Source organism: Niallia sp. M35 (assembly GCF_050971705.1).
In the GTDB taxonomy this organism is placed as follows: Bacteria; Bacillota; Bacilli; order Bacillales; family Cytobacillaceae; genus Niallia; species Niallia circulans_A.
In genome coordinates, this window is the sequence record NZ_JBPCEP010000016.1 from 62,030 (window position 1) to 82,091 (window position 20,062).

The 20,062-nt window shown below is 32.2% G+C and carries 17 protein-coding genes; 4 read left to right on the forward strand and 13 right to left on the reverse strand.

All coding sequences use genetic code 11. The annotated features are described in order from the left end of the window. Positions 1–246: 246 nt before the first annotated feature. The 11 genes from cypC to NiCM35_RS21050 form a co-directional block, all read right to left on the reverse strand. Positions 247–1,506, reverse strand: a complete 1,260-nt coding sequence (gene cypC / locus NiCM35_RS21000) for a CYP152 family fatty-acid peroxygenase CypC (RefSeq protein WP_047943205.1) — start codon at positions 1,504–1,506, stop codon at positions 247–249. 257 nt (positions 1,507–1,763) lie between these two features. After that, on the reverse strand, positions 1,764–1,994 hold the full coding sequence (locus tag NiCM35_RS21005; protein ID WP_047943204.1) for a hypothetical protein: 231 nt from the start codon (positions 1,992–1,994) through the stop codon (positions 1,764–1,766). A 138-nt stretch (positions 1,995–2,132) separates the two neighbouring features. Then, positions 2,133–2,336 (reverse strand): hypothetical protein, encoded by a 204-nt coding sequence (locus tag NiCM35_RS21010; protein WP_047943203.1) that lies wholly within the window; start codon positions 2,334–2,336, stop codon positions 2,133–2,135. Between the two features lie 273 nt (positions 2,337–2,609). Next, positions 2,610–5,555, reverse strand: a complete 2,946-nt coding sequence (locus NiCM35_RS21015; RefSeq protein ID WP_047943202.1) for a Tn3 family transposase — start codon at positions 5,553–5,555, stop codon at positions 2,610–2,612. A gap of 97 nt (positions 5,556–5,652) precedes the next feature. Beyond that, the gene (locus tag NiCM35_RS21020) at positions 5,653–5,811 is read right to left on the reverse strand and encodes a hypothetical protein (RefSeq protein ID WP_161798403.1); all 159 of its coding nucleotides are present in this window, start codon (positions 5,809–5,811) and stop codon (positions 5,653–5,655) included. Between the two features lie 73 nt (positions 5,812–5,884). Next, the gene (locus NiCM35_RS21025) at positions 5,885–6,745 is read right to left on the reverse strand and encodes a hypothetical protein (protein WP_047943201.1); all 861 of its coding nucleotides are present in this window, start codon (positions 6,743–6,745) and stop codon (positions 5,885–5,887) included. Further along, positions 6,742–7,404 carry a hypothetical protein gene (locus NiCM35_RS21030; RefSeq protein ID WP_047943200.1) on the reverse strand — a complete coding sequence of 221 codons (663 nt, stop codon included), beginning with the start codon at positions 7,402–7,404 and terminating at the stop codon, positions 6,742–6,744. Before NiCM35_RS21030 ends, NiCM35_RS21025 begins: the two co-directional genes overlap by 4 nt. After that, positions 7,401–7,976, reverse strand: coding sequence for a hypothetical protein (locus NiCM35_RS21035; RefSeq protein ID WP_047943199.1), 576 nt, complete (start codon positions 7,974–7,976; stop codon positions 7,401–7,403). Before NiCM35_RS21035 ends, NiCM35_RS21030 begins: the two co-directional genes overlap by 4 nt. Positions 7,977–8,136: 160 nt before the next feature. Continuing rightward, the gene (locus tag NiCM35_RS21040; protein WP_047943198.1) at positions 8,137–8,982 is read right to left on the reverse strand and encodes a tyrosine-type recombinase/integrase; all 846 of its coding nucleotides are present in this window, start codon (positions 8,980–8,982) and stop codon (positions 8,137–8,139) included. A 417-nt stretch (positions 8,983–9,399) separates the two neighbouring features. Further along, a complete protein-coding gene (locus tag NiCM35_RS21045; protein ID WP_047943197.1) occupies positions 9,400–9,858 on the reverse strand; it encodes a hypothetical protein in 459 nt (152 codons plus the stop codon). Positions 9,859–10,344: 486 nt separating this feature from the next. Next, complete coding sequence (locus NiCM35_RS21050) at positions 10,345–11,289, reverse strand: hypothetical protein (RefSeq protein ID WP_047943196.1); 945 nt, start codon at positions 11,287–11,289, stop codon at positions 10,345–10,347. A 493-nt stretch (positions 11,290–11,782) separates the two neighbouring features. On the opposite strand from NiCM35_RS21050, the gene NiCM35_RS26775 reads away from it, so the two are divergent. Next, positions 11,783–11,962 carry a DUF8096 family protein gene (locus NiCM35_RS26775; RefSeq protein WP_082138367.1) on the forward strand — a complete coding sequence of 60 codons (180 nt, stop codon included), beginning with the start codon at positions 11,783–11,785 and terminating at the stop codon, positions 11,960–11,962. 45 nt (positions 11,963–12,007) lie between these two features. Here NiCM35_RS26775 and NiCM35_RS21055 read toward each other — a convergent pair whose 3' ends face one another. Together NiCM35_RS21055 and NiCM35_RS21060 are read right to left on the reverse strand one after the other, a co-directional pair. Next, positions 12,008–13,462 carry an FtsZ/tubulin family protein gene (locus NiCM35_RS21055; RefSeq protein WP_047943195.1) on the reverse strand — a complete coding sequence of 485 codons (1,455 nt, stop codon included), beginning with the start codon at positions 13,460–13,462 and terminating at the stop codon, positions 12,008–12,010. Positions 13,463–13,495: 33 nt separating this feature from the next. Then, positions 13,496–13,870, reverse strand: coding sequence for a hypothetical protein (locus tag NiCM35_RS21060; protein ID WP_047943194.1), 375 nt, complete (start codon positions 13,868–13,870; stop codon positions 13,496–13,498). Between the two features lie 1,177 nt (positions 13,871–15,047). On the opposite strand from NiCM35_RS21060, the gene NiCM35_RS21065 reads away from it, so the two are divergent. From NiCM35_RS21065 to NiCM35_RS21075, 3 genes are all read left to right on the forward strand, one after another. After that, complete coding sequence (locus NiCM35_RS21065) at positions 15,048–16,340, forward strand: replication-relaxation family protein (RefSeq protein WP_047943193.1); 1,293 nt, start codon at positions 15,048–15,050, stop codon at positions 16,338–16,340. Further along, positions 16,315–18,939 carry a type IV secretory system conjugative DNA transfer family protein gene (locus NiCM35_RS21070; protein ID WP_047943192.1) on the forward strand — a complete coding sequence of 875 codons (2,625 nt, stop codon included), beginning with the start codon at positions 16,315–16,317 and terminating at the stop codon, positions 18,937–18,939. Before NiCM35_RS21065 ends, NiCM35_RS21070 begins: the two co-directional genes overlap by 26 nt. Before the next feature lie 203 nt (positions 18,940–19,142). Further along, positions 19,143–20,045: a S1 RNA-binding domain-containing protein gene (locus NiCM35_RS21075; protein WP_047943191.1), complete on the forward strand. Its 903-nt coding sequence runs from the start codon at positions 19,143–19,145 to the stop codon at positions 20,043–20,045. Positions 20,046–20,062 lie beyond the last annotated feature (17 nt).

Below are 20,062 nucleotides of genomic sequence, written 5' to 3' on the forward strand. Positions count from 1 at the left end.
TTTTATGTTGGATACACTAGAAATATTGTCAGGGTGCCAGTTTTAAAACTTGAAGAGTTTTTCAATATAAAAAGCCCAATTTATCTCTTTATTAGAGAAAAATAGGCTTTGCGGCTGACTCTCCATTAATTAAGGTGTCTTCCTTATAAAACAGACTTCTGTGATTAAGAAATCAACTTTTGTCATTTATCTTGTTCGGCAAAAGGCGTACTTAATAAGCTAATTATCTACGAAAATTTAGTGTAATTATAACTTTCGTTTAACATTCTTTATCACTACTTTGCTATGGGGAATACTTGGCATGCTCACCATGCTGTAACTTAAATCCTGGTTAGGAATTTCATATTCCATACGCTTGGCCAGATAATCAAGACTTACTTTCATGACTTCAATGGTGACCCACTCTCCAGCACAGCGATGACCCATAAAGTAATCACCACCACCCTGCGGAATGAAGCCAAATGGGCTTCCTTCCCATTTAGCAAACCGATCAGGACTGAACAAATCTGGGTTTTCCCAAATTTCAGGGTCATGATTTGTGCCATAAAGATCCAGTAAAGTTAATGTGCCTTCTTCAAATTTATAGCCGTTCCAGGTGAAATCTTTTTTTACCAATGCTACGACAAACGGAAAAAACGGATAAAAACGGCGAACTTCCTGTACAAACATCTGAGCATATTTTTCATCACGGGATTCAAGTTTCTCCCTTTCTTCCGGATAATGATACAATGCCAGCGCAGTGAAATTGATGAATATAGCGATCGCCACAATAGGTCTCAAGATATTGATCACTTCCACAGCAGCAGTCTCGGTATCCAAAAGATTCCCTTCTAAATCGCGATGCCAGGCAAATATATGTAAAGCTGTATCTTCTGGAGGATTTATTTCCTCATTACGCACCTTATCAACTAACTCACCAATCCAATTTTCTACTTTATTTCTTGCATTTCTCGCTAGCCAATGATTTGGACCAACGGCAGCCGGAGACTCGAACATCGCCGCCAAGTCTTTTGTCAATTCCTTAACATCGTCTTCTTCCAACGGGACACCTGCCCACTGGCAGGCTGTTCTGCATAGGATTTCTTTTACTTCTTCATAAAGAATAACTTCATCCATCTGTCCCCATTTATTTAGTGCTGTCTTCCACTGTATTTTTGTAATGTTTGTTAAGTTTTGAAGTCCTTTAGGAGACATGATGGACATAAACATTTCTTTCCGATGTTTGTGATCTTGTCCATCCAATGCCTGCACACCATTCTTCCCAAACAATGTTTGAACCGCCCGGTTCGGTGCTGCATCTTTCCTTTTGAATTTTTCAGTGTCATAAAAAACTTTCGCAGCTTCCTTTCCTACCATGCAAATCGCTTTCTTTCCTAGCAATCGGGTCTCAAATATATCAGAATTAAAACTTTTACGTCTGTTCAAAATGTACATGTATCCTTCTCTCATAAGGCTTAAGCTATGATCTATGCCCTCTTCCCGAGGCATTTGATTTGTATCTGCCATATCATTCATCTCCATTTTCATTAGTGATGTTTTTATTCTTTGTAACTTTTCCCTATTTACTCATAAAAAAACTTGAATCACATACCACATATTGAACATTATCAAGATAAAGAAAATGGCTGCCGACTTTGTCGACAGCCTGAGACCCTAATCCAAATTAGGGTCTTTTTATTTTTTTTGTTTATTCTGAGTGTGCCCTGTTTAAAATGTAGTAAAATCAATGGGTTGTTTCGACTGGAAGATCCTTTTATACTAAATTAACAGCAATCTATATTTGATTTTTTCATCATTTTCTTACAATCTTTCATTTTCATTTTTCCATTTTTTGTCATTTCACAACAATCCATTTGACAGTTCATTTCCTCACACATTTCCATACATTCTTTTTTTGATTGACAACAATCCATCTCTTCCGATTGTGCTGCATAAACAGAACCACTAAATGCCATCACTACTAAAAATGCTAAAGAAAATATTATTTTTCTCAACCCTTTTCCCCCTTATGTAAAAATGATTGATGTGTCCAATGGTATTATACTATACCGCTAATTAACACTCACTAGATTTCTAACACTACAAACATAAGAAACGAGAGCTTAGGATAACAAGCTCCCGTTTTAATAGAATTAGTAAGCTTTATATTGGTTGAACACCTGATCCACCACAACAACCACATCTTTTGCCACCATGACAACACGGACAACATCCACTTCCCTGACAATGAGGACATCCTCTCCCACTACAACAACAGCACATACCAGCACCACCACAATAACGACAACATCCTGCGCCTTGGCAGCAATGACATTTATGCATACATACACCTCCATAAGATAACCACGCATAGTATATATATTTACTTGGTGTCAAGTTTAAACATGCCTATCTAAATTAATAATTTAGTTATAATAAATACTCTATACATTTCTAGTTATCACCCCCTTAATCGCTAAGGGGGTTCAAATTGTCACAATTTATGGTCATTTAACATCTAATTTTTGATTTTTGGTGATGTTTTTCATAGTGACCCCTTATTCTTTAAATCGTTTCCGGACCCCATGACGGTAAGTTTCTCTTTAAAAAGAAAAGATATATCGTAATTCTTAGGAAGATCTTTCAATTGGCAGACGTTCTTGCATGTTTAGCTTAAATGTCCCATACGGGTTTACATGGGCATAGATTAATGGTGTTAAGGCTCTAAAATCCTCAGGAGTTAACTTTTGAAGAAGAGATTTATTTTGTTCCAAAAGTACCTCTTGAATCATCAGTGTATTAATTAACACCAAACAGTTTTGAAGAAGATGGAGAGCAAGTACAGCGACTTCTTGATCTTCCATTCGGTTTGTTTGAATTTCTCCTCCTTTTCCGTAAAAAATAAAGCTATTGGCTGAGTTCCAGTTTTCAACGACATTTAACCCTTCATGGATTTCTCTTCGGACTTCTTCTGATGATAAATACTCACAAAGGAAGATCGTTTTTAACACTTTTCCTAATTCGCTGAGTGCCCGATACGTTGGATGCCCACTATTACGAGTGAAACGCTTGAGAATCGCCTCTGTTTCAGCTGTACCCAATCGTAAAGCAGTTGTATATTTAATCATTTGATCATACTGTTGTTCAATTAAACTCCAATTAATCGCTCTTGTTAAAACAGGCTGTAAGTTTGGATATGAGTCTTGCATGCCTACATCTGGACGATACAGTTTTTGAGCATGAATGGCTTTAAATCTCGGCATTAGTTGGAATCCAAGCAAATGACAAAAAGCGAAGGCAACTTCACTTTGACCGTGTGTATCCACGTAGTTTTTTTCTACTTCCATATTTGTGCAATGACGAAGTAACCCTTCGATCATAGAAGCTACTTCTGATGAAGAACAGGATTTTAGTTGCGAATAAATACATGTAGAGTTCTTTTCCACGTGCCAATAAATCATTACTCCACGTCCCCTATATCGAATATGCCATTCAGTCAACAAGTTCTGATCCCAAGCCCCAAACTTTTTACTATCAGACGCACATGCAGTTGTTCCTTCACCCCATACTTCTGTTACACGAGCATCTAGAATGGCATTGGTTACCTTTGAAATGGCTTGCCGTAGGTTCTCTTTATGGATGAATTTCCGCCGTACATAGAGTAAGTCCTTGTAACTTCCCCCATGTTCACCAGCCGCAATTCGCTTTAATCCTGTGTTTGTTCCCAATCCATATAAGCAAAGAATAAGTCTTCGTTGCAGTGTTTCCTTATCAAGGATCTCACGATTACCTAGCGTTTGGAACACATCTGTCAGATGTACACGTAAATCTGCCTCTTTTAAAATATCCAAAAGATTGGTCATGGGCCAACGCTTCATGACCTCTGCCTTTACGAGATTTAGGTTAACCGGTTCAGCCTGTGCCTGTAAAGGTGACACAGAAATCCAGCCATTTCCCTTACTCAATATACGTACCTTGGAGTTATTTTTAACACTTCTATTTAATTTCTCGAGAGCCGTATTCATACTCTGTTTCAGTTCGTTAATAAGTGTTTGTACTTCAAGGGGCTTACAAAGCGCTTCATAATGTTTTTCTCTATTTTGTTCAAAATCTTTTGGTAAATCTTCCTCTGGGTTTCTATACCGATCAGCTCCGACTACCCATACTTCTTTACAACGTAATCGATCTCGCAGAGCTTGGAGTACACAGATTTCATAATTCATTCGGTTTACACGGTTTGTTTCTTTATCAATGACCGTATCAATCCAACCTGGCTTAACGATTCCTTCAATTGGGATATAATCTGTTTCATTATATGTATACTGATTGGTAAGCTTATATTGTGTAAGTAAATCAATTGCATCTATCACAGGTCGATGCACATCATTATTGGATTGAAATTCTAGAATATCAAGTAAAGCTGGAACCATTCTTCTGTAATGAGTACCGTAGGAGGATCTCATAACAGTATGTACTTTTTGTTTATAGGAGGGACCTGTATGTTTCATTTCCTTCACAATATCTTTTAATTTATCTTCGCCTACGACAGGAAATAAAACATCTCGCACAATACCGTCTGGTTGTTCCACTGCCTTTTCAGCCATGCGGAACAATACGTTTGTCTTCCCACTTACTTTACGAAAATCCCGTAAAAATTCTTTTTCTACTTTTCGTTCCGCCCGAGCACCGATTCGATGAACAATTTGGATAATGAGCTCAACTAAGTTATCCGTAATTTCTCTACCTCTACACCAAAAGAAAGCTGCCAATAAAGTATAACGGATCGGATCAGGATGCCTGCGCAACTCTCTAATATCTTCAGAAACAGCTCGCTGTCTGTACGTTCGGATCATCTTGGGTGAAACACCGTAGAATAAATTTGGTGGAAGCTGTATATCTCGTACTGTTCGTAGTTTTTCTATCTCTTGAAATAAACTGTCTAACCCGATTCTTCCAGGATCAGATACAAGCTCTCGGAAACTGAGAATGGTTTGATCTTTTTCTATCTGTTCTGTATGGGACCAAGTACGTATAAATGTATCTAACTTAGATTGAGAGTGATCAGAAAGTTTAGAGTAAATGGATTGAGAAATCCGGTCCTCATACTGATAAATGGCTGACTTGATGTTTCGATCTAAATGGTCATGAGCTGGGGGAACAATTTGTTGTTTTCTTAGGTGATGTAGTACATGTTTTCTTACTCTGTCTATTTGTAGCTCCTGCGGTAAGATGTTAGCCTGAAGCCAGGATTTTACTTGTTCCATATCAGTAAGGGTGCTGTCCCTAAATCCCATGTAATCGCGAATTTGAGCACGATGATATTTAATTGACCTTCCGTCCCAATCGTACGCTTGAAATAAATCCGCAGGTACATCTACTTGCTTGGCAATGTATTGAATAACATCTTTACTTATTTCCTGTTTCCCTTTTGGAAAACGTCCCTGATATTGAAAGAACTTTAGTAGAACGGCAAACCCCAGTCGTGTTCCTCCATATCTGTTTCCGAGTAAACGCATTTCTTCTGGAATAACGGTAAAATGTTCAATAAGTTCTTCTAAGTCCCAATTTTGCTTCACTTTGTTTTTCCTCCTTATCATACGTATCAGCAAAATCTTATAGGAATTCAGAATATAAAAAAAGTCCCTAGATTCAGGACTGAATCAATAAAAAGATTTACTTTGCCCCTGGTTGCACGAACGCTGGTACTGGGCCTTCTACAAGATAACTATTACCTTCGTATTCGTATGCGAATCGGTATTCTAACACTTTTTCACATTGAGGTTTTCCAGTATGCAATGTTGGCTCATATTTATAATGATTTAATTGAATCATCACAATATACTCCTTATTTTTAAAGAACTTTATTATTTACCAACACTCGTCTTAAATTTCTATTTAATTTATTTCAATATGCAATGTCACCGAAATCTTCTTCACTAATATCAAAGAACTCTTCAACGACTGCCATAGTCTTAATTAATTTTCCCGTCTTATATTTTTCTTTAAGTAAACCTTCAATTTGATTAAAAATCATGTTTCTTTGAACGAGAGATAATGAATTTTTCATTATCACATTTAAATAGAGATCACCAACTGAATTTTCGGCCACGAATATGTCACCTATCTTGTCGAAAGCATTCCAAAAAGATTGGGTAATTGTCCATACTTCTACATTGTTATTTACAACTGAAATATTCATAAATACATCTGGAAAAAGGAAGTGTGTATCTTCTATATTCGCTAATATTCCTCCCTCTTTATTTTGATTCGGTAAACTTATGTCTCTTCTATCCCGTTCATCTTGAAAGGCAAGTTGTACACCCAAAACGGTTGTATAAAATGCATAGTTCAATAAAGTAGGAAGAATATTTTCATATTCTATTACTAGTTTTGCAGTTAATTTTCTATGTGGTTCTGTAATTAATGTATCCTCTACATTTTCACCTAAGACCTGACGGAGCATATCAAAAGTTTGTTGTTTAAGGTTGGCATTACTTTGTTCAAATATTTCATCATCTTTAAATATCTCTTCTAGATTGTTTAATATTTCCATCCCAATAAAATATCCATTAAATAAAAGAGATTTTGATACTTTAAATAGATGATTCTCATATTCCTTAATTTTCTCTGCGTCCATAAATTGTTCAAGGTGTATACGCACATATTGGTTCAAAAGAAAAAAATCTTTGTTAAACTCTCCATTTGTTTGATAGTGTAACATCAACATTTCCTCTGTTTTTTGCTGAATTTCTTCTAAAGTTTTCATTTTTCTTTTCCTCCTTGGGATTCTTCATAAAAAGGATCTGATGGCTCATCAGTAATATATTTCCAAGCACCATCTTCTTTATAAATAGAAGTAATAAAATAATTAATTCCTTCTGTACTTAATACTTTGCGATAAAAGTACCCCTGTCTTTTAAATCTATCTAAGTTTACTACTGTAATATCATAAGACTCCCCTTTGACATTAGCTTGTAAATAGGAATCTTGTATTGATTTGAAAATATTTATGGCATCGTGTTTTTGTGGTAATTCTTCAACGGTCTGAATACTACCATAGTCTAAAATAAATTTGTAGAAGTCCTCAGGAGAAATTTGCAGAGATTGGAATTTGTATAAGATATCGGCTGCATACCTTGCAAACTCCTCTGGATCTTCATAAGAAGATTTTACTTCCACTTCTTTCTTATCTAGTATTTTGACAGATTCACCGTCCAATTCAGCAACAACCTCATCTAAAGGCCGTACCTGATCCTTATAGAATGATTCTAAGTCCTGGGATTTACTATCAGTTTCAGTTTCTTCATGTGTATCCTTTGTTTCATTTATTTTTTTCGCTTCCTTAACAAATGGATCATTACTACAACCTGAGAGTATGATAAAACCTGAGATCAAAAGTGAAGAGTAAAATGGTTTAAATCTCATAAAAAACTCCCTTCCTTTATTTCTTTTTTCTCTTGTTCTGTAAGAAAATCAACAAGTTCCGCTGTATGAATAGTCGAAGAATTTCTAAAAACATTCATAAAGAACTGTTTAACATTAAAAATTCTAATTCGATCCCCATGGAAAGAAACTGGGACATTGATGTTTTTATTTATACATAAGCACAAAGTTTTAAGATGATCCTTGTGAATGCTGGAGTGTATGCTAATATAATCCTGTTTTCGTTCCCCAAACAAAATAGCAGCAATTATGATAGCTTCCTTATCAATTAATGATGGATCAACACGATAACTAAATATCTTATGGTCTTTAATGTACCAATTGCTTAGGAAGAATCCTAAAGCATTACTATGAATAGTGAATTCTCCTTTTTTGAATTGCACTGACACGCTATTTTCTAATTTGTATTCTGCTAATAAGTTAGATAAATAAAGAATTTTTTTCTTATTAAATGGAACTTTAAGTTTTCGCGAACTTGATTGTATTTCTTTTTCTCCTTCACTTAAGAGGGACGCAGTAATAACTTTGTTAATAAAGCTGTTTTCCCTTTCCATTAATCAACTTCTCTCCCTAAAAAAAGAACCCAGAATAAACAGCTCTATTATAGAACTGTTTATTCTGGGTTCTTCCCATTGAATGATTTATTTAAATGTATTATAGCCTATAAAGTTATTATATTTCAACCTATTAATAATATTAGATTCTAATTAAGTTTTAGATGCTTTTCATACTCTTCGTTAACTTACTTAAATAGATAGAAACAGTTTGTTCTTCTATACCCATAATCAAAGCTATACGTTGGACTGCGAGTTTTTTATTAATATATAAATAGTAGCACAGAGCTTTTCTAATAGTTGTTAACTGCAGGTCTTGATTAATATCATAATCCTTTTGTATATTTTTTAAGTGATAGTGTATTCCCATAAAAGTAATAGGTATTATTCTATTATTTACTGAATCCGTATAAGTGAATAGATACTCTGACTCGTTTAGTAAATTATTATAATAAAACTCAAGAAAAATACTTGCATCAATGTTATCCAATGTAATGACTCTATTGGAAAGATTAATCTTAATTCTATCATCGATTATAGAAACATCATCCTTTTTAAACTTAAATTCGGAGGCTTTTAATCCTTCCATAGCAAGTATAAACAATGCTTTTCGCTTTGCTGTATAATTGGTATTTGCTATTACAAGTTCCTTTACCTTAAGTAAATCTTCATAAAACAAACTAATATCCAGGTGTTTTTGTACCTTTAGTCTTTTTATTTTTGCTGCTGGATCAATAGGTACTTTGTTTCTTTCCCATAAATAATCAAAATAGGATTTTAAAATGGCCAACTCTTTATTAATTGTGGAGATTGCCTTCTGATTATCTCCCTGAGTTGAAAGATAGTCTCTTATATCTTTAGATTTGATTTCATATAATTCTATTTTCTTTTTATAGAGTTGTCTTAGGAATGAGAAGAATTGATTTAAAACAAGTTCATAACTCGCTATAGTAGTTTCACTATAATTCTTTTCTTCTAAAAACGAAATAAAACCATCATACTTCATCTTCTATCCCCCTTTTAAAAACTATATAGTAATTTCAACTTATAATCTCTACTTCGAGAATTTTATTTACTTAGTCCTTAGTATATTTTAGTATAAATTATGGATAGTAATATGTCATTTTAATCTAACGTTTTTAAAAGGGAAATACCCATTAATGATGTGTATTGGTTATTTATTTTAAAAAGCTTAGAGTATATATGTACTCTAACGTAATTGTTAAAAGATAATATGTCATTAAGGGGTATCCGACAAAGTAAAAATGGACCACCTATAGTAAGTCAGTCCATACGGCATCGACTTTTTAATTTGACTTGAAAAAAACCAAGAAACCGTCTTTTGCTTTTAGCAAGACGACTTCTTGGTTTTTGATACAAAATAAGGGAAATTGGTATGAAATTGATTCAATTGAGTGTATTTTTATAGTGAATTTCTTATAGTTCCAGTTGTTTTTGACGCAGTACCTGAGATTATTTCGATCCTATACTCCTTACCTTTTTCCATCCAATAATCTTGCGTAGCTTCGCCACCCTCTTCGAACAATTGTAAACCAGCAGATCCACCCATAGTTACCCAATTATTTCCGATCTTTTCTTGCACCCATAAACCTGCAACCCCAGTAGAATAAAGCTTTATTTTACCATACTGACCTTTACCAACCACAGATCCTGACACCGCTTTCCATTCAGGCGGACTTATAGTAACACTTGATGAATCTGCAGCATATGCAGTTAAATTCACATATGGAGTAGATAGTTCGTTACTTGCTGAAGTTAGTTGGCTTTCAGTATTTCCTGATGCCGCAAAAGTTGGAATAGCAGAACCACCTACAATAGCTATTGCTACAGTAGCACTCAGAACTAGTTTCTTAATTTTCATTTTTGGGAACACTCCTTTTTAATATTTTTATAACTGTTAGTTACAATGTACTTATTCTATTTTTGGTATTAAATACCTTTTGAAAAATGTTAATTATTTGGAAAAAATGTAAAATGAGTAGATATTACTATGATTTTATGAAAATTAAAAAAGAAGGTTATCGGTTCTCGCGCCAAAATTTAGAAAGGCTAAGTCCTATCAGAAGATAATCCATACAGCCAATTCTTAATTACTATTACATAACGATTAACAAAGAAATTATTATAAACAAATCAATAAAAAAAGACTAAGTACAATTAACTTAGCCTTTTTTATTTAAAAGTACCCTTTATATGCTTACTAGTATTGATCCAACTAGAGTAAAAATAGATACTATTACAATTGTATTTAAAATAATGTTTTCAGATTTTTTTGTTTTAAGTAAAAACATTAAAACCACCTCAGTTCATTTATATACCATTATTATAAAACAATATGACAGAATATTCAATCTATTATATTGTTCTCTAAAGGATTATTTAGAAAGTTTTGAACCGAGTATTTCCCCTCTTCAAGAATTCTTTCCTGTTCCCTTAGAGCTAGTTCATATTTTTGCTCCATTTCAGCTATTTCTTCTTGTATACTATTCAATTCTTTATAATAGCCATCAATCTTTTCTTTTAATAACTCAGTCTTACTTTGAACAGCAGCTTCTTGCTTTTCTTTAAGTTGTTTATCTACTTCTATATTAATAAGTTCTTCTTTAGAATCATTTTTAAATCTACTAAAAAAACCTTTTGGTTTTTTCTTTAATGAGGCAACTAAAATTTGGTCTTGCCTTTCCAAGAGATAATTGCTCATAGAATCATTTTTAAGTTCAGTAACCTCGGATTTAGCATCAGCAATTTTTCTATCAATGTTTACTGACTCAATTCTTAAATTACTCAACTTTTTTTCATAAGATAATAACAAAACCGTTTGCTGCTGCATTTTTACTAACAACTGATTATTAAACTTATAAGAAGCTTCAACAAATTGAGATAACTTTTTAAGATCGTCATATAAAGGTGTATTTTTACTAGAAGGAACAGTTGTAGTTTTATGACCTAACTCAGTTAGTATTTCAGTTGTAGACAACCCCCCTATATCTATTAATATAGAGACTAAATGAATTTTAAAGATAGTATAATAACTTAATTTATAATATCTCCCTTGTTTTTCCGGCTTTATATAAATATCACTTAGCTCATGTCTTAAGTAATATCTTATAGTTGCATCAGCACGTCCAATAAATTTACTTGCTTCTACAGTATCGTAAGTTCGCTCATTACTCATACTTAAAATTTTTTCAGTCCAAATGTAATCTTCTAATTCACGAATAATAGCAACATTATAAAGAGGATCAAGTTTAAATTCATCTTCTAATAATTCTCTCATAGAAATTTCACTCATTCACCGCACCTCCTACCACTTTTATTGTCAAAAATGACACTTTACAATTGATTTTACACGGAAAGAACCAAAAAATCAAAGGAAGTAAAGGACATTTTTACATACCATCAATGCAAATTATCCTTACATTAATCATCACCTTACAACAACTCTACATAAACTTTATAAAAAACTTTTGTAAGCATTACGTAAAATAAATATTATGTTACATAAATTTTATATCATAAATACGTAAGACTTACATAAGTACATAAGATTAATATATAAATTACATCATTATTACGTAGTATTTTCATTGGTAAATCTCATAGAGTTCGTTAATTCCATGTTAATATACACTTTATCTATAAAATTCAACGTAAACATCACATAAAACAACCATTTACATAAACTTTCTCTTATAATGAATGCGCTTTCCGAAAGAATTTAAGCGAATAGGGGAAACAAATAGATTATAATAGCATTATTGACTATAAATTAAGGAAGTAATGAGATGAATAATTATTTAACGAAAGAAGAAATTGATATAAATAAAATCTATGATTATAATTTATATCCTGACAGGATTAGTGGTAGATGCGACAATTGTAATATGGCACATTTTAAAAGTTCTATATCGAAGGGGAAACTACTTAGGGAATGCCGGAATTGTTCCATGAAAAAAAGTATCTAAGTCAAAAAAAAGCAAAGAATAGGGCGATTCTTTGCTTTTTTTATCTTATTTTAATTCATTCTCATTTATTTGTTGTAAAATATCATCAATATCTATATCCTCATCATCCTTAGAAGATGCTACTTCTCCAACCGATTCTTCAAAAAGATCTTCCACTCCTAGTTCTGCAGCCAGTTCAGAAAGATCAAAATCATCCTCTTCGTTAGTTTCACTAATTTGCTCAATGCCTTGGGACATATAGGTTATTTGTTTTTGTCTTTCTTTAAATTCGTTATATTCTTCCACTAATCCCTTAGCCAATCGCTTAGGAAATGCCTCCGCTTTAAAAAATGTATAAACAGTTACAGAAAAATCATTTTGTTCTTCAATATACCCAGAAAAAACAGTACCGTTTAGGGGTAATTTATTAATAATTTCATCTCTAGCATCATCAATAAAAGAACTACCAACTTTTAATTTTGAATCAATAATAGCTAAAATCCCTATATGGTGAATTTTGGCCATTTGATTTGTCTCTGGATTAATCAATTCTATAGGATCGTGAAAGCTATTTTTATCGAGAGACTCAGAAAACATTTTATTAATATCATGACCATTTTTTATTTCAGAAGCAGGTTTAGTTACCTTACTTATGAATAAACAACCTTGATGCTCTAAAATTGTTCTTCTAAAATCAGCACTATCAAAAGTAACCGAGGTTCCACCACCAGTAGTAGCAGTATTTAGTTCATGAAACTCTTCAACTAGTTTAATATTTGCATAGTCTCGGTAATTTTCAATTCCTTTTCTCTCATTTTCTAGTAAACTATTGAACTCTTCATACATTAGTTGGTTATCAGGATAGACTACAAATGCTACACCTTTATTAGGGTTTTTGGCAATATCATCAATTTTTTTAGTGAAATTATTTACTTGTCTTAATACATCAGGACCATCCGCTCTAGTAGGGATAGTAGCCACTACACCAATCTTTGTAAATCGCTTACGAGCAATTTTAGTAGCCTCAATTAAGTATTTTTTTGGCTCTTTTTTTATCTCATCTATACCATATTTTTCTTTTAATTTATTAAACTCTTCTTGAATTTTAGGTTTATTGTTATATTCATAAAATTCTTCAATTGCCTTTACGATAGTAGAGGTACCCGTTCCGCCACCTAGACCAGCAAAAAACATTACTAAGTCGTCAGTCGGTCTAACTCTATCTTTTATGAAACTTTTTAGTTGCTCTTTAACTTTTTCATTTGTTTCTAAAATTTGCATTGCCTCTTCAGGATTCTTACCTAAACCACCCAGCTCTAGACTCTCTCTATTATTGGGAGTGATGTGCTTTAATCCCGCTAAATCACCATCATTACTGTTTAATGCTAGACAATTATATACAGAAGTACCATCAGCATTTTTTATAGCTGCAAATTGATCTGCCATTCTTGAACCGGCTTGTCCAAACCCAACCATAGTAATGTTAATAGCAGGTTTATTTTTTGTGAATGTTTTAGCCATTATTTTCATCTCCTTATTTACTAATAATCTTCTTCATCCATAAAGTCTTTGAATTACTTGTTTGCCGCGAATAGTTAAAAACAAATGCTTATATGGTGGAACAGCTTTATAATATATCAACGACATTGCTAACAAACGCTCAACTATTTTTTCCGCTTGTTTTCTATGTATGTAATCATCCTTGCAAACAAATGAATAACGTTTATTTTTTTCAACTCTATGTTTTCGTTCTACCTGTACTTTTTCAGATATTTCTCCAACTGTTACAATACTGTCCTTTTCGTTCTTTGCAATAAAGAGAAATACTTTTTTTAATACTGTGTCATTAGATATTAAATCGGTGAATAAATCTAATGTTTCTGGATCAAATTTTGTATTTTTATATTTTTGATGAAGCTCTAAGTCCAATATTATCCTCCTTTACTAAGATATTCTTATAATTTAAATATATAATAACCAATTAAAGTTACTAATTCAAGTGTCTACACTTTTAATAAATAAAATATCATATGAAATATATCTCACAAACCCAATAATATCAACGATTTACTCATAGTTACTAAAATAAGTTACTTTATGGATCGATTATAAGTTATCTCACTTAATTTTCAGTAATTATTGCTTAGAAAAATAAATTTAATTTATCTAAAAGTCACAAATTAGTATTTTTAGTTATTTCGCTATCATTTGAAGGTATTTTTTTATATTAAATAATTAATATAGTAACTATATTTAGTTACTATATTAAAAACCTTATATACCTTGATATTTTTTATATATTACAGTTCCATAAATAAGTAGCAAATGATATGGTTACCACTATTAGTTACTACTTATTTAATTTGTTTTTTCATAGTGGTTTTACATCTAAATTATATAAGCACTGCAAATAGCATTCATATAAACCAATGTTTTACGTAACTCTTACATCAACTCAATAAACACTTTCCTTACTCTAAACATACTTTTTACATTAATCAAACATAAACGAGAGATTAACATGGCTTCTTCTAAAAAGAAGACTTATAAGTCAGTTTATTCGCAATTAGATTACTAACTCGAATATAGATGACTCCCATTTTCATTGTCCTTCACCTATAAAATTTAGATGAAACAGTTCATATTTTATTCACTTTTTTATACACTCGTGATTTTATAAAAAATGCTGACTTTTTTAATTAATTCCAACTGCTTACGGATATCCTATTACGGATAAGGTTATTTGTCCGTGAGCGGACATCCTTAACAGAGGATGATGTTAACCCTTGATAAACTTATATTTTTTTATGTTTTCAAACCCCAACTTCATATGTTTTTAGAGTTAGAAAACACACATCATTTTATGTTTTTTGTACTCTAATCAAAATTTATTTTTTACAGTAGTTTTCTCGAGTGTTTTTACTAGTGATTAGTATGCCTAATGAATGAATAATACTAATATTTATGCATAAAACTCTAGTTGTTAGGATCATCCCAAAATGATATACTAGTCACAGTTTAATAATACAAAGGGAAAAACCCTCAAAATGATGAAGATTGATTCTTCACTATTTTGGGGGTTTTTCTGATTTAAGGAGGAGGAAATTTGGAATCAGCCAGAGTATGGTATGGATTTGATAATGAACATGAAAAAAGAAAAGGAGCCTGGATAAATTTAACTGATTTGGAGCTATTATCACTTATTTGGACTAACCGTTATTTAACTAATAAGCAATTAACCAAATATGGTAATCAATTATTTGGATATAAAGGGGATTCTATTCAAAAGAAATTAAAGAGGTGGTCAAATTACGCTATTGTAAAAATAGAATATCAGTCCGTTCTAAATAAACCACCTATATCATGTTATTACTTAGGAAAGAATGGTATAAACATTTTAAAACAAGAAGGAATTATTAAGGAAGAAGAAAAAGCTATAAATATCAATAATTACATTAGAAACTCTTCTCATTATTTAGGAATTCAAGATGTGGTTATAGATACTCTCATAGCTTTAAAAACAAATAGGAAAAACATAATTTCAATACATCCCAACAAAGATACCTACAAAAATGAAGTTGGTGAACCATTTATTGTCCCTGATTGGGTATTTAGAAAAGGTAGTCGCACTCTAAATATTGAATATGACACAGGTTTACAGACAATGACAAAAATCAAAGAAAAAATAAGAAATTACATCAAATTAAGTAAACACAAACCTGAGGAAGAACATTATGTATTAATATCAGTTGCAGATAACAGCAATATCTATACAGTAAAGTATTATGATGATAGAAGAACTAGGGTTTTAAATATAAAAGACACCATAATTCATAAAGGCGCTGATAAGATCTCTAACCTTCACTTTTATGTTACTACAGCTAGTCGCTCACCAATTATTGCAAACAATATATTAAAAGGAATTTATCCATTTGATAAATCTACTTTTAAGTCTGAACAAGAACTTTTTGAACTATCAATGGAAATAAGCAATTCTAATTATCAATTGGTGCCTCTTCCAAAAAAGGAAATATTTCATAATGATAGTTATAACATTGGAGAGATAGCACAATATGAATTGATTCATAAAGAAAGAACCAATTCAAAACAAGTTTTAGTTTTGAATATAGTGGAAGAGGCAAGTGTTGCTGCATTAAACAAAATAAATTTTTTAGAAGAAGAGAACAAAAATAATAAATTTAAACAAGAGGTTTCACACCTTCTTATTGTTTATCAGAGTAGATCAGAACTAGAAAATGACATTGTAATGAAAAATTATGAAACACTAAAATTTACAGATACTAAAAATTGGCCATTACTTCTCCAAGGAGAAAAGCAGCTAACATTGGAGAAGAAAAAGGGGGGCAGAGTACTTGAAAGAACTAAAGGTTCATCCTAAGCTCCCTGGGATCACTATTTTAGTTACTGGGTTAGTCTCTGTTTTTTTATCAGTTAGAAGTATTTGTAACTATCTTTTCTTAGTTATTGGGCAGTTTTACAATAGTGTTCCTAGCTTCGTTTTATTTGGTAACAGCTTAAGTCCAGGCTTAATTGGTTTTCTTACATGTACAGTCTTCTTGATTATCTCTTGGTTAGTAAGTACAAAATATGAAAAAACACAAAAAAAGTTGTGGAGAAGCCTATGGTTTTGGAATATGTTCATTGGAATAACAGCCTATTATATGTGGTTAATCACAGCACCTGTTTATAATACGCTCATTCCTTACCTAGGAAATCTTATCAATAGCATACATGTAGATAATATTTGGTTTAATGTAGCTGTTGGGGATATTAACACTTTGTTTTACACCTTAGTTTTTACTCCCTCAATAGTTACAAGTATTATTTTAATTTGGTTGGGTGGACAATATTCCCAATACTCTAAACAAATTAAAGAAGCATTTGAAAAATTTGAATTTAAAAATGTATATTTACAAAAATGGTTTAGAAATAGTAAAGAAGAGGTTTGGCCAGACGTTGTTCTAGGTCCCGATTCTCAAACTAAAGAACTTATTATTCAACCTGGTAAAGATAGATCATTACATAATGGCATATTCGGACCACCAGGAACAGGAAAAACATCAGCATTAATATTACCTATCATTAATCAGGATTTGCACTGGCTAACAAAGTTTATCAATGTATTTCCTAAAGTCTCTAAATTATCCAATTATAAAACGGAGGAAATAAGAGGAACATATTTAAGTAGTATTAGTATAATTGAACCATCTAACGATTTGTGTCAGAAAGCATTTCAATTAGTTAAAGCTCATGATATACCTGAAGAGGCTGTATTCTATATTGACCCTACGAACCCCAATACACCATCTATTAATCCCATGCAAGGACCAGTTGACCAGGTAGCCGAAGCATTTGCAATGGTAATGGATGGAATTCAAGAAGGGGGAACAGGAAACTTTTTCTTTCAACAAAGTCAAAGAAACCACTTAAAAAACTATATTTATCTATTAAAATTACACGACCCGTCTACAGAGGCACAATTTGATACTTTATTAAAAATGTACAATGATCCTCAAATTGTTAGGCATATGCATTTAAAGTTAAAGGAAACTATCCCTAAAGATTATCACCTTATTAAAGATAGGGATGAACGAAACCATTGGGATATCGTAAAACAAATTGATAATTGGTTTAACATGAACCATATTCCTAAAACTAGTCGAAATGGAGCTAATGAACAAGTTAAAGAAGGCGAATACTATGGGGAAACAGCTTATTTTGACGCACAAGGAGAATATGTTCAGGGGCTAAGAAACGTTCTAAATGATATAGGAGCAAATAAACTGATAAGACGCGTACTATTTGATAAATCAGAGTTTTCTTTTGACGAGCACTTAAATAGAGGCGGTATATTATTAGTCAATACGGCAAAAGATGATTTAGGAGGTCTTTCTAACGTTTTAGGGAAGTTTGTTTTGCTAAGCCTACAGAATGCTGTATATAGGAGAACACCTCTAACTAGTACTTTTGCACATATAATCATCGATGAATTTCCAGACTATATTTATTTACCATTTAAAGAATTTATATCGCAAGCTAGAAAATATAAAGCTATTATTACTGTTGCAGCACAAACAGTAGCTCAATTGGCAGACAAATACGGAGAAATGTACATGCATACTTTGTTAACTGGTTTTAGACACAAAATGGTTTATGGAGATATCTCTTATTTTGACGCACAATTATTCTCAAAATTATTAGGAGAAGAGGATAGTTATGAAGAAGGGAAAAACGAACAGACTGTTAGCCCTCTTCAAGAAGAACCTGTTATGCGATCCGGTAGTAGCTATCAACAAAAAACAGATGTCATTCTAACACCAAATAAGTTAATTTTTCAGGAGCCATTCCAAGCTGCTGTGAAAATAGTTGTTAATAATAAACCGATACCTGTAAGGCAGATTGATGCAAACTTTGTTCCAAAGGCTGAATTTAAAGAAGCGAAAGTAAAAGTAATCCAGGAAAGTGCTAGTATTTGGTTAGAGTCAAAATCCTTAAATACGGAATTGTTTCACGAAACAGATAAAGCGCTATCCGAAATAATTGATATACCACTTCAAGAGGAAGAACCATTAATAGGAATTCCTCTTCCAGAAAAAGATGCTGTAGAGGATATAGAATTAGAATTAGTTGAATTTGATAGATACCCCGATAAATATTTATCTAAAAAAGAGATAAAAGAAGAAGCATATAAAACGAAGCCTATATCACAAAAAAGAACTTCTTTAGGCGAAAAAGCAATTAACATAAATGATGAGGTGGTTGACCTTGATGTATCAAGACTATTTTCAAAAAATATACCACCTTCGAATGAATTAGCTAATCAATCAGTATCAGAATTAGATGAAAAAGAAGAATCATTCTATAATGATTTAATAAAAGAAATTGATGATACTACAAAAGAGGGGAAGGTTGAGAAAAAGGAAGAAGGAAAATCTAGTCCTTTTGACTTTATTACTCCATTTTCTGATAAAAGTTAAATATATATCCTAGGTAATTTTCAGTAAGTATTGAAAAAATTAAAAATATAGGTTAAAATTCCAATAAGTTAGTAAACATAAAAAACAAATAATAAAATTAAATATTTAATGGGAACGACCCAAGACGAAGTAGTTTGAATAACTGCTTTTGTTTTGGGTCGTTTTTTATGTTTACAGTAAATTCACTATTAGGAGGGAAAATGATGGCTGAAACACTAAAAACATCATGGGTTAATGACAACCAATTAAATGAACTAGCAAAGATTAAGCGAGATAGAACTATAATTAAAGGAGCTGTAACTGCAGTATCAACAAGGGAAACCAAAGTATTAGAAGATGGAAAATATGTAAAAAAACAGATGGAAGTAGCAACATTTCTCTTAGAAGGTACAAACATTACAGCATATTGCCCAAGCAACGAATTTTCTGATCATGATTTCCGTTCATTAAACGGTTTTACAGGATCAATTCAAGAAGTGATTGTAGACCAAATAGACATTGAAGACAATATTGTATTGGTATCAGTTAGGAAAGCGGATGATATCAGAAAAGCGGAATTCATGAAACAATTAGTAACACTAGAAGCTGAAGATTCCTTAAAGTCAACAATTTTTGACGGTGTAGTAAGAGGTTATAATCCAAACACGAGGAAGGTTTTTGTCCGTATTAATGGTGCAGATTGCTTTATGAACGCTAGACATTGGAGCTGGGAAAATGGAAATATTCAGCATGAAATTAATCGAGGAGAAACAATACAAGTAAAAGTTTTGAGATTTGATAAAGAAAATAATCTTATTCAAGTTAGCAGAAGGGATACTCAAGATGATCCATTTAAAAAATTAATCGAACTTTATAATCAAAACAGTACAGTCGCTGGTAAAGTAACGAATCTAGACCCCATACATGGAATATTTGTTAAATTAGATGCAGGATTAGAAGTTAAAGGGATCCGTCCCCGTCACTTGCCAGAGCCAGTAGTTGGAGATATTGTTTCTTGCACTATCCGCTCCATCGATAAAGATAAAAGACATGCCAAAGTAACTATTACGGGGTATCCAAGGGGTAAAAAGAAAATCAAAGATGTCGCTTCATTCCTCTTTGAATAATGAATATTTCTGAACAA

What these genes read in the sequence shown, in the direction of transcription:
- NiCM35_RS21045 (WP_047943197.1), bottom strand. Translation starts at nt 9,858, where the DNA reads ATGAAAATTAAGAAACTAGTTCTGAGTGCTACTGTAGCAATAGCTATT.
- NiCM35_RS26775 (WP_082138367.1), top strand. Translation starts at nt 11,783, where the DNA reads ATGAATAATTATTTAACGAAAGAAGAAATTGATATAAATAAAATCTAT.
- NiCM35_RS21030 (WP_047943200.1), bottom strand. Translation starts at nt 7,404, where the DNA reads ATGAGATTTAAACCATTTTACTCTTCACTTTTGATCTCAGGTTTTATC.
- NiCM35_RS21020 (WP_161798403.1), bottom strand. Translation starts at nt 5,811, where the DNA reads ATGATTCAATTAAATCATTATAAATATGAGCCAACATTGCATACTGGA.
- NiCM35_RS21035 (WP_047943199.1), bottom strand. Translation starts at nt 7,976, where the DNA reads ATGGAAAGGGAAAACAGCTTTATTAACAAAGTTATTACTGCGTCCCTC.
- NiCM35_RS21010 (WP_047943203.1), bottom strand. Translation starts at nt 2,336, where the DNA reads ATGGAGGTGTATGTATGCATAAATGTCATTGCTGCCAAGGCGCAGGAT.
- cypC (WP_047943205.1), bottom strand. Translation starts at nt 1,506, where the DNA reads ATGGCAGATACAAATCAAATGCCTCGGGAAGAGGGCATAGATCATAGC.
- NiCM35_RS21050 (WP_047943196.1), bottom strand. Translation starts at nt 11,289, where the DNA reads ATGAGTGAAATTTCTATGAGAGAATTATTAGAAGATGAATTTAAACTT.
- NiCM35_RS21055 (WP_047943195.1), bottom strand. Translation starts at nt 13,462, where the DNA reads ATGGCTAAAACATTCACAAAAAATAAACCTGCTATTAACATTACTATG.
- NiCM35_RS21025 (WP_047943201.1), bottom strand. Translation starts at nt 6,745, where the DNA reads ATGAAAACTTTAGAAGAAATTCAGCAAAAAACAGAGGAAATGTTGATG.
- NiCM35_RS21075 (WP_047943191.1), top strand. Translation starts at nt 19,143, where the DNA reads ATGGCTGAAACACTAAAAACATCATGGGTTAATGACAACCAATTAAAT.
- NiCM35_RS21040 (WP_047943198.1), bottom strand. Translation starts at nt 8,982, where the DNA reads ATGAAGTATGATGGTTTTATTTCGTTTTTAGAAGAAAAGAATTATAGT.